The sequence below is a fragment of the Streptomyces hirsutus genome, from assembly GCF_001418415.1.
Lineage (GTDB): Bacteria > Actinomycetota > Actinomycetes > Streptomycetales > Streptomycetaceae > Streptomyces > Streptomyces hirsutus.
On record NZ_LIQT01000336.1, the window covers coordinates 1 to 14,953 of the forward strand.

At 67.2% G+C, this 14,953-nt stretch carries 15 protein-coding genes and 1 pseudogene; 7 read left to right on the top strand and 9 right to left on the bottom strand.

All coding sequences use genetic code 11. The annotated features are described in order from the left end of the window. The 6 genes from murJ to trxA form a co-directional block, all read left to right on the top strand. Nucleotides 1-2,009: murein biosynthesis integral membrane protein MurJ (gene murJ, locus AOK11_RS24325; RefSeq protein WP_055595867.1), on the top strand; the 2,009-nt coding region annotated here is incomplete at its 5' end. Between the two features lie 141 nt (nucleotides 2,010-2,150). Next, on the top strand, nucleotides 2,151-3,878 hold the full coding sequence (locus AOK11_RS24330; protein ID WP_055595868.1) for a protein kinase family protein: 1,728 nt from the start codon (nucleotides 2,151-2,153) through the stop codon (nucleotides 3,876-3,878). A gap of 29 nt (nucleotides 3,879-3,907) precedes the next feature. Next, the gene (sigM, locus tag AOK11_RS24335; protein ID WP_055595869.1) at nucleotides 3,908-4,633 is read left to right on the top strand and encodes an RNA polymerase sigma factor SigM; all 726 of its coding nucleotides are present in this window, start codon (nucleotides 3,908-3,910) and stop codon (nucleotides 4,631-4,633) included. Continuing rightward, nucleotides 4,630-5,577: an anti-sigma factor family protein gene (locus AOK11_RS24340; RefSeq protein WP_055595870.1), complete on the top strand. Its 948-nt coding sequence runs from the start codon at nucleotides 4,630-4,632 to the stop codon at nucleotides 5,575-5,577. The genes sigM and AOK11_RS24340 overlap by 4 nt, the downstream gene beginning before the upstream one ends. A gap of 192 nt (nucleotides 5,578-5,769) precedes the next feature. Further along, on the top strand, nucleotides 5,770-6,738 hold the full coding sequence (gene trxB / locus AOK11_RS24345) for a thioredoxin-disulfide reductase (RefSeq protein WP_055595871.1): 969 nt from the start codon (nucleotides 5,770-5,772) through the stop codon (nucleotides 6,736-6,738). A 41-nt stretch (nucleotides 6,739-6,779) separates the two neighbouring features. Further along, nucleotides 6,780-7,112 (top strand): thioredoxin, encoded by a 333-nt coding sequence (gene trxA / locus AOK11_RS24350; RefSeq protein WP_055595872.1) that lies wholly within the window; start codon nucleotides 6,780-6,782, stop codon nucleotides 7,110-7,112. Between the two features lie 158 nt (nucleotides 7,113-7,270). On the opposite strand, the gene AOK11_RS24355 is transcribed toward trxA, so the two are convergent. From AOK11_RS24355 to rpmH, 9 genes are all read right to left on the bottom strand, one after another. Beyond that, the gene (locus AOK11_RS24355; RefSeq protein ID WP_055595873.1) at nucleotides 7,271-7,888 is read right to left on the bottom strand and encodes a GNAT family N-acetyltransferase; all 618 of its coding nucleotides are present in this window, start codon (nucleotides 7,886-7,888) and stop codon (nucleotides 7,271-7,273) included. 328 nt (nucleotides 7,889-8,216) lie between these two features. Further along, nucleotides 8,217-9,317 carry a ParB/RepB/Spo0J family partition protein gene (locus AOK11_RS24360; protein WP_055595874.1) on the bottom strand — a complete coding sequence of 367 codons (1,101 nt, stop codon included), beginning with the start codon at nucleotides 9,315-9,317 and terminating at the stop codon, nucleotides 8,217-8,219. Beyond that, nucleotides 9,314-10,390, bottom strand: coding sequence for a ParA family protein (locus tag AOK11_RS24365; RefSeq protein WP_079035051.1), 1,077 nt, complete (start codon nucleotides 10,388-10,390; stop codon nucleotides 9,314-9,316). The genes AOK11_RS24360 and AOK11_RS24365 overlap by 4 nt, the downstream gene beginning before the upstream one ends. A 343-nt stretch (nucleotides 10,391-10,733) precedes the next feature. Then, on the bottom strand, nucleotides 10,734-11,453 hold the full coding sequence (gene rsmG / locus AOK11_RS24370) for a 16S rRNA (guanine(527)-N(7))-methyltransferase RsmG (RefSeq protein WP_055595876.1): 720 nt from the start codon (nucleotides 11,451-11,453) through the stop codon (nucleotides 10,734-10,736). A 115-nt stretch (nucleotides 11,454-11,568) separates the two neighbouring features. After that, the gene (locus tag AOK11_RS24375) at nucleotides 11,569-12,081 is read right to left on the bottom strand and encodes a Jag family protein (protein ID WP_055595877.1); all 513 of its coding nucleotides are present in this window, start codon (nucleotides 12,079-12,081) and stop codon (nucleotides 11,569-11,571) included. Between the two features lie 15 nt (nucleotides 12,082-12,096). Next, nucleotides 12,097-13,368, bottom strand: a complete 1,272-nt coding sequence (gene yidC / locus AOK11_RS24380) for a membrane protein insertase YidC (protein WP_055595878.1) — start codon at nucleotides 13,366-13,368, stop codon at nucleotides 12,097-12,099. Between the two features lie 3 nt (nucleotides 13,369-13,371). Beyond that, complete coding sequence (gene yidD / locus AOK11_RS24385) at nucleotides 13,372-13,743, bottom strand: membrane protein insertion efficiency factor YidD (protein ID WP_055595879.1); 372 nt, start codon at nucleotides 13,741-13,743, stop codon at nucleotides 13,372-13,374. Continuing rightward, the gene (rnpA, locus tag AOK11_RS40510) at nucleotides 13,740-14,111 is read right to left on the bottom strand and encodes a ribonuclease P protein component (protein WP_079035050.1); all 372 of its coding nucleotides are present in this window, start codon (nucleotides 14,109-14,111) and stop codon (nucleotides 13,740-13,742) included. Before rnpA ends, yidD begins: the two co-directional genes overlap by 4 nt. A gap of 21 nt (nucleotides 14,112-14,132) precedes the next feature. Continuing rightward, complete coding sequence (gene rpmH, locus AOK11_RS24395; RefSeq protein WP_030215407.1) at nucleotides 14,133-14,270, bottom strand: 50S ribosomal protein L34; 138 nt, start codon at nucleotides 14,268-14,270, stop codon at nucleotides 14,133-14,135. 380 nt (nucleotides 14,271-14,650) lie between these two features. Between rpmH and AOK11_RS24400 the strand changes: the two are divergent. Further along, nucleotides 14,651-14,953: pseudogene (locus tag AOK11_RS24400) on the top strand (chromosomal replication initiator protein DnaA); the annotation flags it as partial.

Genomic DNA, 14,953 nt, shown 5'->3' on the forward strand with positions numbered 1-14,953 from the left:
CCTACCCCCCTCAGCAGCCGCTGTACGGGCAGCCGCCCCGGTCGCCCTACGCGCCCGACCCCCGGGTGTGGGCCCAGGCCCCCGCGCCGGAGCCGGACGGCCCGTCCCGACACCTTCCGCACGGGGACGACCCCCGCACGACGCAGTTCGTGGGCGTGGACGACTTGGTCGGCCAGGTCGGGGAGCAACGTCATGAGCCCGACGCCTTCGCCCACCTCTTCCGCGACCAGCAGCAGGGCGGGGGGCACCCCGGCCGGCCCTACGAGTCCGCGCCCGGCACGGCCTCCGCGGCCCCCGGCCACTACGCGGGCGCCACGCCGCCTCCGGTCGCCGAGGCCCCCGCGCCGGAACCGGCTCCCGCGGCGCCCGCGAAGAAGGGCGGCCGGGCCGGAGGGCTGCTGAAGTCCAGTGCCGTGATGGCGGCGGGCACGATGGTGTCCCGCCTCACGGGTTTCATCCGGTCCGCGCTGATCGTCTCGGCGCTCGGTCTGGGCCTCCTCGGCGACTCGTTCCAGGTCGCCTACCAGCTGCCGACCATGATCTACATCCTCACCGTCGGCGGCGGCCTCAACTCCGTCTTCGTGCCGCAACTCGTCCGTGCCATGAAGGACGACGCCGACGGCGGCGTCGCGTACGCCAACCGGCTGCTGACCCTCGTGATGGCGGCCCTGGCCGCACTCACCGCCGCCGCGTGGCTCGGCGCGCCACTCCTCGTCCGGGCGCTGTCGAACCCGGTCGCCTCCGACCCCGCGGCCAACGAGGTCGCCGTCACCTTCACCCGCTACTTCCTGCCCTCGATCTTCTTCATGGGCGTGCACGTGGTGATGGGCCAGATCCTCAACGCGCGCGGCCGGTTCGGCGCGATGATGTGGACCCCGGTCCTCAACAACATCGTCATCATCGTGACGCTCGGTACGTTCATCTACGTCTACGGCACCGCCGCCAACTCGCAGATGACCGTCACGAGCATCCCGCCGGAGGGCCAGCGTCTCCTCGGCATCGGTATCCTGCTCGGCCTCGTCGTCCAGGCCCTGGCCATGATCCCGTACCTGCGCGAAACGGGATTCCGTATCCGTCTGCGCTTCGACTGGAAGGGCCACGGGCTGGGCAAGGCGGCGATGCTCGCCAAGTGGACCATCCTTTTCGTGCTCGCCAACCAGGCGGGCGCGCTGGTCGTGACCCAGCTCTCCACCGCTGCCGGCCTGGACTCCGACGTCCGGGGCACCGGCTTCGCCGCCTACGCCAACGCCCAGCTGATCTGGGGCCTGCCCCAGGCCATCATCACCGTCTCCCTGATGGCCGCCCTGCTGCCCCGTATCTCCCGCTCGGCGGCAGAGGACGACGGCGGCGCCGTCCGGGACGACATCTCCCAGGGCCTGCGCACCACGGCCGTCGCGATCGTGCCGATCGCCTTCGGCTTCATCGCGCTCGGCATCCCGATGTGCACCCTGATCTTCGGCTCCTCGGGCACCAGCGAAGCGACCAACATGGGCTACATGCTGATGGCCTTCGGCCTCGGCCTGATTCCCTACTCCGTGCAGTACGTCGTCCTGCGCGCCTTCTACGCCTACGAGGACACCCGAACCCCCTTCTACAACACGGTCATCGTGGCCGCGGTCAACGCGGTCGCCTCAGCGGCCTGCTACTTCGTCCTCCCGGCCCGCTGGGCCGTGGTCGGCATGGCCGCCTCGTACGGTGTGGCCTACGCGGCCGGCGTCGGTATCGCCTGGCGGCGGCTGCGCACGAAGCTGGGCGGAGACCTGGACGGCGCCCGCGTCCTGCGGACGTACGCCCGGCTGTGCATCGCCTCGGTTCCGGCCGCTCTCCTCGCCGGTGCGGCCTGCTACGGGATCGGGCGCACCCTCGGTCAGGGCGCCGGCGGTTCCTTCGCCGCGCTGCTGGTCGGTGGAGCCGTACTGCTCGGCGTCTTCTTCGTCGCCGCGCGCCGGATGCGCATCGTGGAGGTCAACTCGCTGGTCGGTATGGTCCGCGGGCGGCTGGGACGCTGAGGCGGGGGTAGGCGCACAACCATCGTCGGCCCTTGCGTGTCGTGCATAGCGGCGGACTGTGGGCACAATTGGGTTCGGCGTCGGACGGCGCGTACGGGCCGTCGCACGACGCGTACATGGATGGGGAGGCAGGGAACGACGGTGGCGGAACGGAGCACAGCTGCCGTCGACGTGGCAGACAACAGCGACGACCAGTCGCTGACCGCGCAGGCGGACCAGTCCACGGCCGACGGGGTGGCCAAGAACCAGGAGCAGGAAACGGACAGCGACGCGGCACAGGAGAACACCGAGACCGGCATCGACGGTTCCGGGAAGATGCCGCCGCTCGAACTGCACAGCGGTCACAAGCTCGCCAGACGCTACCGCCTCGAGGAGTGCGTCACCCGTCTGGACGGATTCAGCAGTTGGCGTGCCGTGGACGAGAAGCTCCGCCGTGCCGTCGGCGTGCACATCCTGCCCGCGGATCACTCGCGTGCCCGCTCCGTCCTGGCCTCGGCCCGTTCCTCCGCCCTGCTGAGCGACCCGCGCTTCGTTCAGGTCCTGGACGCCGTCGAGGAGGACGACGTCGTCTACGTCGTCCACGAATGGCTCCCCGACGCGACCGAGTTGACCGCCCTGCTGGCGGCCGGCCCGCTGGAGGTGTACGACGCCTACCAGATGGTCAGTCAGATTTCCTCCGCCATGGCCGCGGCCCACCGCGAGGGCCTCGCCCATCTGCGTCTGAACCCCAACGCCGTACTGCGCACTTCGACCGGTCAGTGGCGCATCCGCGGCCTCGCCGTGAACGCGGCACTGCGGGGTGTCAGCTCCGACACACCGCAGCGCACCGACACCGAGTCCATCGGTGCCCTCCTCTACGCCGCTCTCACCCAGCGCTGGCCTTACGAGAGCGACGCCTACGGTCTGTCCGGGCTACCGAAGGACATCGGTCTGATCCCGCCCGACCAGGTGCGGGCCGGTGTCCACCGCGGCCTGTCCGAGCTCGCGATGCGGGCGCTCGTCAACGACGGGGCCACCGCCTCGCGTCACGAGTCGCCGTGCACCACGCCGGAGGAACTGGTGAAGGCGATCGGCGAGATGCCCCGCATCCGCCCGCCGGAGCCCGCGTTCACCACTCCGCCCGAGTACCAGCGCACGACCTACCAGCAGGGCACGTACGGCCGCCCGGCGCCGCATCCCGGGGTCACCCAGCCGGTGCCGACTCCGCCTCCTCCCCTGCAGAGCCGCACGGGCAAGGCACTGAAGTGGGCCGTCTCGGCCCTGCTGATCGCCGCGCTCGGTCTGGGCAGTTGGCAGCTTGCCGACGCCCTCATCGGCCAGGGCAACAACGCGGACGACACCGACAAGACGCAGACGACGGACGAGGGCGACAAGGGCGGCAACAAGCCCAAGCCTGCCGAGCCGCTCACGATCCAGGGCGCCCAGGAGTACGTCGCGAAGGGTGGGGCGCAGTCTCCGGGGAACGTGGCCAACACCTACGACGGTGACAGCTCGACCTACTGGCGCACCAAGAGCTTCCTGGACGGGCCGGAGATGAACCCGGCCTACAAACCCGGGGTGGGCATCGTCTACGACCTCGGGACCGAGCAGACAGTCGAGTCGTCGTCGATAGATCTGCGGTATACGGGCGACCACACCACGATCACTCTGTATGCGACGGACTCGGTCGGCTCGTCGACCCCGATCAGCTCCATGGAGAAGCTCGGGACCGTGACGACAACCGGTGACAAGGCCGCTGTGAAGGTCGGTAAGCCGGTGAAGACCCGGTACGTGCTCGTCTGGCTCACCGCTATGCCCATGGCACCCGGAGATTCGTACAGTGCCCCCGGCTACAAGCAGGCCATCACCGACCTGAAATTCACCGGCTGACGCCACGCCGAGCGAGGGGAGGGGGTCCGATGCCGGATGGCACCACACACCGCGACGCAAGCGATCAGGACCTCCTCACCCGTCATGTGGAGGGCGATCCCGAAGCCTTCGGCGAACTGGTGCGACGGCACCGGGACCGGTTGTGGGCAGTCGCCCTGCGGACGCTGGGAGACCGCGAGGAGGCCGCTGACGCGGTCCAGGACGCTCTTGTCTCCGCCTACCGGGCCGCTCACACCTTCCGAGGCCAGTCGGCCGTCACGACGTGGCTGCACCGGATCACGGTGAACGCCTGTCTGGACCGTGCTCGCAAGGCGGCATCCCGGAAGACCTCTCCTGTCGATGACACGGAGCGCCTGGACCAGTTGCTGGAGCCCCACGAGTCCGCTTCGGCTCCCGCGGAACGGAACGATCTGCACCGCCAGCTCATCGAAGCGATGGGGACGTTACCTCCCGATCAGCGAGCGGCTCTCGTCCTCGTGGACATGCAGGGCTATCCGGTGGCCGAGGCCGCCCGCATCCTCGACGTGCCCACCGGCACGGTGAAGAGCCGCTGCGCCCGGGGCAGAGCCAGACTCCTGCCTCTTCTGCATCACCTACGACCGGACGGCAGCGGTGACGGCAGGCAACGGGGCGAGGAACGGAACCGGACGCAGGGGGCATCCGTCCCACCCGCAGCGGGACCGCGTCGAGCGGATCCGCCGGATGCAGGACCGAATGACCCAGCGGCTGTGAAGGGCGGAGGTGGGCGAGCGTGACCTCGACGGCAGACAGGACGGAACACCCGGGCGTCGAGGAGATCTCCGACCTCGCCGAGGGACTCCTGCCGCCCGCCCGGGGCGCCGCTGTGCGCCGACACCTGGACGAGTGCGAGCTCTGCGCGGACGTCCGTGCCTCACTGGAGGAGATCCAGGGGCTGCTCGGCACCATGCCGGGGCCACCCCGCATGCCGGGCGAGGTAACGAGCCGTATCGACGCCGCGCTCGCCGCAGAAGCTCTGCTCCATGCCACAACGCCTGAGCCCAGGGACATCTCAGAATCCGTCGACACAGAACCCGTCGATGCTTCTCCTGCCTTGCCCGACGGTGATCGCGCTCATGTTTCACGTGAAACATCGGTATCGCGTGAAGCACCAGCATCGTCGGACGGCCCCGCTGGGCGCCCTCGGTCCTCTACGACCGGTCCGGGTCGCAAGGGCCGCGTGCAGCGTGGACGCCACAGGGCCGCAGTGCTGGGGACGGTGTTCACCGTCGCGGCTATGGGGCTCGGCACCTTCTTCCTGTCGTCCCAGAACGAGGGCGCGGGGGACGGTCATCAGACAGCCGCCACGGACACCTTCTCCGAGGGAAAACTGGAGAAGCAGGTGTCCGATCTCCTCGCACAGAGCCAGATGAAGACCGCCTCCTCGCACAGCCCGCAGACCTTCGGGCTGGAGTCGGCACCCGGTACCTCCACCAGCCCCAGGGTGCTCAAGGCCACGGTCCCGGCGTGCATCCGCAACGGGATCGGCCGCGATGACTCCGCCCTCGCCATGGAGGAAGGCACCTACAAGGGGCGAGAAGCTCTGCTGGTGGTACTTCCCGACGCCTCCGACGACGACACCCGGGTAACCGCCTACATCGTCGATGCCGCCTGTGTCGCCGGCCCCTCCTCTGCCTCCGCCGCGAAGGTTCTGCTGGAGCATGCCTACACACGCGACTGAGGGTCATACTCCGCCCGCATCCTGTGTGGTATCTCGTACGGTGTGCATCTCCCCGCGCCTGCCCGAGGACCATGTCCGTGTACTCGGGCACAGCGGGAATGCCCGCCCCTTAGGATCCGTTGGGTGAGGTGAGAGTTCCGACAGAAGCTCCCACCGGTCGGATGACACAGACCAGAGACGAGGAATCAAGCTGTGAGCGACGTCCGTAACGTGATCATCATCGGTTCGGGGCCTGCCGGCTACACCGCGGCGCTCTACACCGCCCGTGCGTCGCTGAAGCCTCTGGTGTTCGAGGGCGCCGTCACCGCCGGTGGCGCGCTGATGAACACGACCGATGTCGAAAACTTCCCGGGCTTCCAGGACGGCATCATGGGTCCCGAGCTCATGGACAACATGCGTGCCCAGGCGGAGCGCTTTGGTGCCGAACTCATTCCGGACGACGTGGTCTCCGTGGACCTGACCGGTGAGATCAAGACCGTCACGGACACAGCGGGCACGGTCCACAAGGCGAAGGCCGTCATCATCACCACCGGCTCGCAGCACCGCAAGCTCGGTCTGCCGAACGAGGATGCCCTCTCCGGCCGCGGTGTCTCCTGGTGTGCCACGTGCGACGGCTTCTTCTTCAAGGACCAGGACATCGCCGTGATCGGCGGCGGTGACACCGCGATGGAGGAGGCCACCTTCCTCTCGCGGTTCGCCAAGTCCGTCACGGTCGTTCACCGCCGCGACGCCCTGCGGGCTTCGAAGGCGATGCAGGAGCGCGCCATCGCCGACCCGAAGATCTCGTTCGTCTGGGACAGCGAGGTCGCCGAGGTCCAGGGTGACCAGAAGCTCTCGGGTCTGAAGCTGCGGAACGTCAAGACCGGCGAACTTTCGGACCTGGCAGTGACCGGTCTGTTCATCGCGATCGGGCACGACCCGCGTACGGAGCTCTTCAAGAGCCAGCTGGAGCTGGACGACGAGGGCTACCTGAAGGTCGAGGCGCCGTCGACGCGTACGAATCTCACCGGCGTGTTCGGTGCCGGTGACGTGGTCGACCACACCTACCGCCAGGCGATCACCGCGGCCGGTACGGGCTGTGCCGCCGCCCTCGACGCCGAGAGGTTCCTTGCCTCTCTCGCCGACGAGAAGAAGGCCGAGCCCGAGAAGACCGCAGTCTGACCCCCACCCGCCCCACGCACCAACCAGTTAAGGAGCCCGCCGTGGCCGGCACCCTGAAGAACGTGACGGACGATTCCTTCGACGAGGACGTCCTCAAGAGCGACAAGCCCGTCCTGGTGGACTTCTGGGCCGCCTGGTGCGGCCCGTGCCGCCAGATCGCCCCTTCCCTCGAGGCGATTGCCGCGGAGTACGGGGACAAGATCGAGATCGTCAAGCTGAACATCGACGAGAACCCGGGTACGGCCACCAAGTACGGCGTCATGTCCATCCCGACCCTGAACGTCTACCAGGGTGGCGAGGTCGTCAAGACCATCCGTGGTGCCAAGCCGAAGGCCGGGATCATCCGCGACCTCGAGGACTTCATCGCCGGATGACTACCGACCGCCTCACTGGCGGCGTGTGTTTCACGTGAAACACGAATGGGCCGATCCTCACGGGTCGGCCCATTCGCATGAGATGCCCCAGCCCCGCAGATACGACATCGTCGACCCGGACTCAAGGCATCACCCCCGGTGGGTCAGCAACTCCCGGTTCAGAGGGGGCGCAATGCCGGCTCCTTCTGCACTGCTCCGAGCAGGCGGTCCAACGCCATCTCGACGTCGTCCTTCCACGACAGCGTCGTCCGCAGTTCCAGCCTGAGCCGGGGATATGCGGGATGCTGGCGGACCGTCTTGAATCCCACGGCCAGTAGATGATCGGCAGGCAGCACACAGGCCGGCGCCTTCCAGCGCGCGTCACCGAAGGCCTCGATCGCTTTGAACCCGCGACGCAGCAAATCCTTCGCCACCGTCTGCACCATCACCCTCCCCAGCCCTTGGCCCTGGTAGCCCGGCACGATGAACGCGGTCATCAACTGCACCGCATCGGGCGACACAGGGCTCGTGGGAAAGGCCGTGGCGCGCGGCACATAAGCGGGCGGGGCGTAAAGAACGAAACCCGCGGGGACGTCATCCACATAGACGACTCTTCCGCACGACCCCCAGTCCAGGAGTACAGCGGAGATCCACGACTCCTTCTCGACCGCTGACGTACCCGCCTTTACCGCTGCCTCACCACTGACAGGATCAAGCTCCCAGAAGACACACGAGCGACAGTTCCGGGGAAGGTCCTGAAGGTTGTCCAGCGTGAGCGGTCCGAGCCGACGCCCCATGAAGCCTGTGCCTCGCTTCCTTCACCTGCTGCCTCGCGGACGGCTTTCAGAGCATGTCGCTCCTTGAGGAGGCTGCCGATGAACCCACCGAAGGCGGCAATCGCCAACCCTGTTCCCACCAGTCCGGTGCGGCTCATCATTCGTATGGCCCCTGTCTTGCGCTCAGAGAATCAGAGGTACTGCCAGCGGATACACCTCGTATTTCCAAGCATCGTATCCACGAAGCGATTCCGTCGATACCGACAAAAAGCAAAAGGCGGACCATGTTCCGTTGCATACCGGACATGATCCGCCCTTGGTCAGCCGTTCGGCCGAACTGGCCGATGTCTCAGGACTCGTCCTCTACGGCCTCGTCGTCCACAAGGCTCCTCTGCAGGACCGGCCCCTCATCGGGAGCAAGCGTGCCGAGGATGCGTTCGAGATCCTCCATTGAGGCGAACTCGACGGTGATCTTGCCCTTCTTCTGCCCCAGGTCGACCTTCACCCGTGTCTCGAAGCGATCCGAGAGGCGTGTGGCCAGATCGGACAGCGCCGGCGACACCAGTGTGCCCGCCCGCGGACCCTTGGATCGCGACGCCTTCTGGGGCCCGGACCCCATCAGTGTGACGATCTCCTCGACGGCCCGTACCGAGAGCCCTTCGGCCACGATCCGATGGGCCAGCTTGTCCTGCTCCTCGGAGTCCTCGACAGACAGCAGGGCCCGCGCATGTCCGGCGGAGAGCACTCCGGCAGCCACTCGGCTCTGGACCCTTGGCGAGAGCTTCAGCAGACGCAGAGTGTTGGACACCTGTGGACGGGAGCGGCCGATGCGGTCCGCCAGCTGATCGTGGGTGCAGTTGAAGTCCTTGAGCAGCTGGTCGTAAGCGGCTGCCTCTTCCAGCGGGTTCAGCTGGGCCCGGTGCAGGTTCTCCAGAAGGGCGTCCAGAAGGAGCTTCTCGTCCTCCGTGGCCCGGACGATCGCCGGGATGGCCTCGAGCCCCGCCAGGCGGCAGGCCCGCCAGCGACGCTCACCCATGATGAGCTCGTAGTGCGCCGGCCCGACCTGTCGTACGACAACGGGCTGGAGGAGGCCGACCTCCTTGATGGACGTGACCAGCTCTGCCAGCGCGTCCTCGTCGAAGACCGCGCGGGGCTGACGCGGGTTCGGCTTGATGGAATCGATGGGGATCTCAGCAAAGTGCGCCCCCAGAGGAGGCATGAGAGTCTCCGTCGCACTGTGCGTCGAGGGCTCCTCTGTTTCACGTGGAACAGAGGGCAGCGCAGCCAGCTTCGCAGCGGCCACCCCACGCTCGTGGGGCGCCACCGGCGGGCCGGCGGGAGACGTGGAAGCAGTGCCTCCCGTCACGGCCGGGGCGACCGTTTTCTCTGTCGGGGCAGCAGGGATCAGTGCGCCGAGACCACGACCCAACCCTCTTCGTCGCTCACTCACTGGACGCCCTCCACCATGCTCGGATCGTTCTGCTGTGCGCCGATGTGCGCGTTCGATGCGTCATAGCTGACGCCTACACCCCTCAACGCGATCTCTCGTGCCGCCTCAAGGTAGGAGAGGGCACCGCTCGATCCAGGATCGTAGGTCAGTACCGTCTGCCCGTAGCTCGGTGCCTCCGAGATGCGTACGGAACGGGGAATGCTCGTCCGCAGCACCTCTTCACCAAAGTGACTGCGTACCTCGTCCGCGACCTGGGACGCGAGCCGCGTCCGGCCGTCGTACATGGTGAGCAGGATCGTCGATACATGCAGGGAGGGGTTGAGGTGACCCCGCACCAGATCGACGTTGCGGAGCAGCTGCCCGAGGCCTTCCAGCGCGTAGTACTCGCACTGAATCGGGATCAGGACCTCCTGCCCTGCCACCATCGCATTGACTGTCAGCAGACCGAGCGACGGAGGGCAGTCGATGAGGATGTAGTCCAGGGGCTGCTCGTAGGCTTGGATCGCCCGCTGCAGTCGACTCTCCCGCGCCACCAGGGACACCAGCTCGATCTCCGCACCGGCAAGATCGATCGTGGCGGGTGCGCAGAAAAGACCCTCCACGTCGGGGACCGGCTGGACCACTTCCGCCAGCGGCCTGCTCTCGACCAACACGTCATAGATGGAAGGAACTTCTGCGTGGTGGTCGATCCCCAGAGCTGTGGATGCGTTGCCCTGAGGGTCGAGGTCGATCACCAGGACCCGAGCACCATGGAGCGCGAGTGACGCGGCGAGGTTGACGGTCGTCGTCGTCTTGCCCACGCCGCCCTTCTGGTTGGCGACCACCATGAGACGTGTCTGCTCAGGCCGTGGCAGGCCCTCGCCTGCGCGGCCCAGCGCGTCCACCGCCACCTGGGCAGCACGACCAATGGGAGCGTCGTCCATCGGAGGCGGTGTTTCACGTGAAACATCCGCCCCCATCGATTCGGTACGGGGACCGGGGACCGGATCGGTCATCGGTCCCGCGATGTTGGCGTCGGACCGCAAGGATTCACTCTCCTCGACTTCAGGCTCGCAATGAACAGAGCCTCCCATGCCTTCGGGGTCGTGAACCAGCGAGGCCTTACGTTCTGTGGAGAAAACCACCTCTGTGGACAACTCCGTGCCCCCTGAGGGGGGTGAACTCTCGTCGGGAACAGGACCCTCTCCGAGTGAACCGAGAGGCTTGCGGTCGCGAGGTTCGGCTGCGGCGCGACCGCGGCTGATGATGCCGTGCAGCAAGGAGCGACGTTTCACGTGAAACACGATGCACAGCAGCCGGGCCCGCACTGTCGCGACACTCCGGCACGCGGAGTTCGGCAGCTTGTGTGGAGTACGCCTGACCTCTCAGAGCGTATGCCTGCTTGTCGGCCGTCCTGCCGCAGGACGCGCGAATCCCTTATCCGCGTCGGCGTCGCACACGCCCCGTACGGGCGGCCTTCGCGCGCTTTGCCGCGAAACGCACGCCTCCGGGACTTTCCCCGACCTCGACGCGCACGACTGTGGACATCGGATCCACCACGCCCTCACCCACATGCACGACCGACGTCGCCACTGCGCCGAGCTTGTTCAGAGCGACGGTCGCGCTCTTCAGCTCCTCCTCGGCGGCATCGCCCTTGAGTGCGAGCATCTCTCCGTAGGGCCGGAGCAGGGGGATGCCCCATGTGGCGAGACGGTCGAGTGGTGCCACGGCCCGCGCGGTCACCACATGGACCGGAGGCAGCGTTCCCATGACCTCCTCGGCCCGCCCACGGACGACCGTCACATGGTCCAGGCCCAACAGCTCCACCACTTCGGTCAGGAAGGTGGTACGCCGCAGCAGCGGTTCCAGCAGCGTGATCTTGAGATCCTCCCGGACCAGCGCCAAAGGAATGCCCGGCAGGCCGGCGCCCGAGCCGACATCGCACACCGTCACACCCTCGGGAACGACCTCCGAGAGCACCGCGCAGTTCAGCAGGTGCCGTTCCCACAGCCGGGGCACCTCCCGCGGACCGATCAGACCACGCTGCACGCCCGCTTCAGCAAGTAGCTCCGCGTAACGCACCGCGTCCGCGAAGCGATCACCGAACACCTCACGGGCCTGCTCGGGCGCGGGGGGAAGCTCCGCTGCCTCCGTCACGGGGGACCGTCCTTCCGTACTGTGCCGACCCACCGGTCGACACCACAGAACTATCAGGCTGACAAAATTCGGCCCCGTCTGCGCAACAGACGGGGCCGGTGGAACGTGGAACCGTTCAGGCGGGGAGCACGACGACGAAGCGCTGCGGCTCCTCGCCCTCGGACTCACTGCTCAGGCCGGCGGCCTTGACCGCGTCGTGCACAACCTTGCGCTCGAAAGGCGTCATCGGGTCGAGCTTCACGGGCTCACCGCTGCTCCTGGCCTCGGCAGCGGCCTTCGCACCGAGCTCGGACAGCTCGGCCCGCTTCTTGGCGCGGTACCCCGCGATGTCGAGCATCAGCCGACTGCGGTCACCGGTCTCGCGGTGCACGGCCAGGCGCGTGAGCTCCTGGAGCGCTTCGAGTACCTCGCCGTCACGCCCGACCAGCTTCTGCAGGTCACGGCCGGACGAGTCGCTGATGATCGAGACAGAGGCACGGTCGGCCTCGACGTCCATGTCGATGTCACCGTCGAGGTCGGCGATGTCGAGCAGACCCTCCAGGTAATCCGCTGCGATCTCGCCTTCCTGCTCCAGGCGGGTCAGGGTGTCTGCGCCCTCGGCAGCGGCGGAGGTGGTGCCTTCCGTCACGGGATGGACTCCTTCTTACTTCTTGGACGGGGACTTGGGCCGCTGCGGGCCCTTGCGCTGTCCGGACTGGGCCTTGCTGCGGGTGCTTCCGCCGGGCTTGGCGTTGCCCTTCTTGGCAGCGGCGGCGGGCTTGACGTCGTCCTTGGGCTCTTCGGCCTTGATCAGCGAGGGGGACTCACCGGTTGCCCTTGTCGCACCGCTCTGGCGCTGGGACTTGCTCTGCCGCTTGGGCTGCTGCCGCTTCGCGGCCTGGGCCGTGGTCGGGGAGCCGTCCTCCGCTTGGGCGGCGGCCGTGGCGTCGCTCTTGATCACCGCACCGTCGGCCTGAGCCGCGAGGCCCGCCTTGTTCAGACCGTTGATGAACTTGCGCTCGTGCTCGTTACGGTCCCGGCCCTTGGCGACGATGGCCTTGACGACGGCACGATCACGGCGGTTACGGGTCTTGCCGTGGTGGGTGACGTGCTTGGTGAGGCGCTCCAGGTAAGCGGCCTGCGCCTTGGAGCCCGGCGTCGGGTTGTTGTGGATGACGTACATCTGCTGGCCCATGGTCCACACGTTGGTGGTCAGCCAGTAGACGAGGACACCGACGGGGAAGTTGATACCGAAGACGGCGAAGATGACGGGGAAGACGTACATCAGCATCTTCTGCTGCTGCATGAACGGCGTCTTCACCGTGGTGTCGACGTTCTTCGTCATCAGCTGGCGCTGCGTGTAGAACTGCGACAGCGACATCAGCACGATCATGAGCGCCGTGACGATGCGGACATCGGTCAGGGAGGCGTTGAGGGCCTCGAGCTTGTCCGAGTTGTCCGTGAACTTCGCCGCGAGCGGGGCACCGAAGATGTGGGCCTTCTGCGCGCTTTCCAGCAGACGCTCGTTGATCACACCGACGGTGTCATTGGACGCGATGCTGTTGAGCACGTGGTACAGGGCGAAGAAGAACGGCGACTGCGCCAGGATGGGAAGGCACGAGGAGAGCGGGTTGGTGCCCGCATCCTTGTACAGCTTCATCATCTCTTCGGACTGGCGCTGCTTGTCGTTCTTGTAGCGCTCCTGGATCTTCTTCATCTCCGGCTGGAGCGTCTGCATCGCGCGTGTCGCCTTGATCTGCTTCACGAAGAGCGGGATCAGGCAGATACGGATCAGGATCACCAGGGACACGATGGACAGGCCCCAGGCCCACCCGGTGTCAGGGCCGAAGATGGCCCCGTACACGCTGTGGAACTGGACGATGACCCAGGAGACAGGTGTCGTGATGAAGCTGAAGAGGCTGGCAATCGTGTCCACTAATCATGCTCCTTGGGCATGGGGCGAGATCTCTGCGGCCGGGCTCGAAGAACTCGGACTCCCGGGAAGGGTCTGTCCTTCGGTGGCCGGTTCGGCGGAGGCGGGCCCGCCCTTGCGTGCACGCCAGGCGTTACGCAGCATTTCGTGCCACCGCGGCCGCTTGCGCGGCGGGACATGGTCCACGCCGCCCAGCGACCACGGATTGCACCGCAGGATGCGCCAGGCCGTGAGTGCTGTGCCCTTGATGGCACCGTGCCGGTCGATGGCCGTGTAGCCGTAGTGGGAACACGACGGGTAGTACTTGCATACAGGCCCGAGCAGGGGACTGATCGTCCACTGATAGAGCTTGATCAGAACCAGCAGCGGGTACTTCATCGCGTGCCCCCTCCCAGCAACCGCTGAAGAGCGGCATCCAGGTCTTGGGCCAGTTGTGCATGGTCGGCGTCCCCCGCTCCGGGCAACGCTCGTACGACTACCAGGCTACCGGGGGGCAGCAGGGCGACTCGATCGCGCATCAGGTGGCGAAGCCTGCGCTTCACCTTGTTCCGCACGACCGCGCCGCCCACCGCCTTGCTTACGACGAAACCCGCACGCGTCGGGGCAGCGTTCTGCCCCGGCGCATGCGGGTCCGTGACACCGCTGCGTAGGTGTACGACGAGGCGCGGGCGTCCGGCCCGGCGTCCCCGTCGTACCGCGGTCGCGAAGTCCTCGCGCCGCCTCAGCCGGTTCTCGGTGGGCAGCACGACGTCATGACCTGATCAGGATCAGGCGGACAGACGGGTGCGACCCTTGCCACGGCGGGACGCGAGAATCGCGCGGCCGGCACGGGTGCGCATACGCAGCCGGAAGCCGTGGGTCTTGGCGCGACGACGGTTGTTCGGCTGGAAGGTGCGCTTGCTCACTCGGGGGCTCCAGAAAGAGTTCGTAGATTGCGGGGTGCCGTCCTGGCTGTCACCGTGCGCCCACGAGTAGCTCGCGTTACGCCCGAGTGCACCGCTGACCGATCATCTTGCGCGATCTGTGCCCATCGGAGGCAGGCGGCAGCAGCCATCGACAACTCGACCTCGTCACGGTACGCGCGGCTGCGTCATTCGGTCAAACCAGCCGTCGCCGGGAGACACTTGTCCACAGGCTGGGGACAATGACTTGAACCGTACCGGCCGCCCTGACTACCGTGGCTGAACTCCGATTCGTTCCTTTGTCCCTCCCGCACCCCCTTTAGAACCCGACCCAACCCGTCCCTGAACCACACGTTCGAGGGACCCGTGAGAGAGCGTGCCCTGTGGCTGACGTACCTGCCGATCTTGCCGCAGTGTGGCCACGCGTATTGGAACAACTCCTCGGTGAGGGCCGGGGCCAGGGAGTGGAGGGGAAGGACGAACACTGGATCCGGCGCTGCCAGCCCCTGGCACTGGTCGCCGACACCGCCCTGCTCGCCGTGCCGAACGAGTTCGCCAAGGGCGTGCTCGAGGGCCGTCTGGCCCCGGTCGTCAGCGAGAGCCTGAGCCGCGAGTGCGGGCGCCCCATCCGTATCGCCATCACCGTCGACGACTCCGCGGGAGAGCCTCCGGCCCCACTCGCCCCC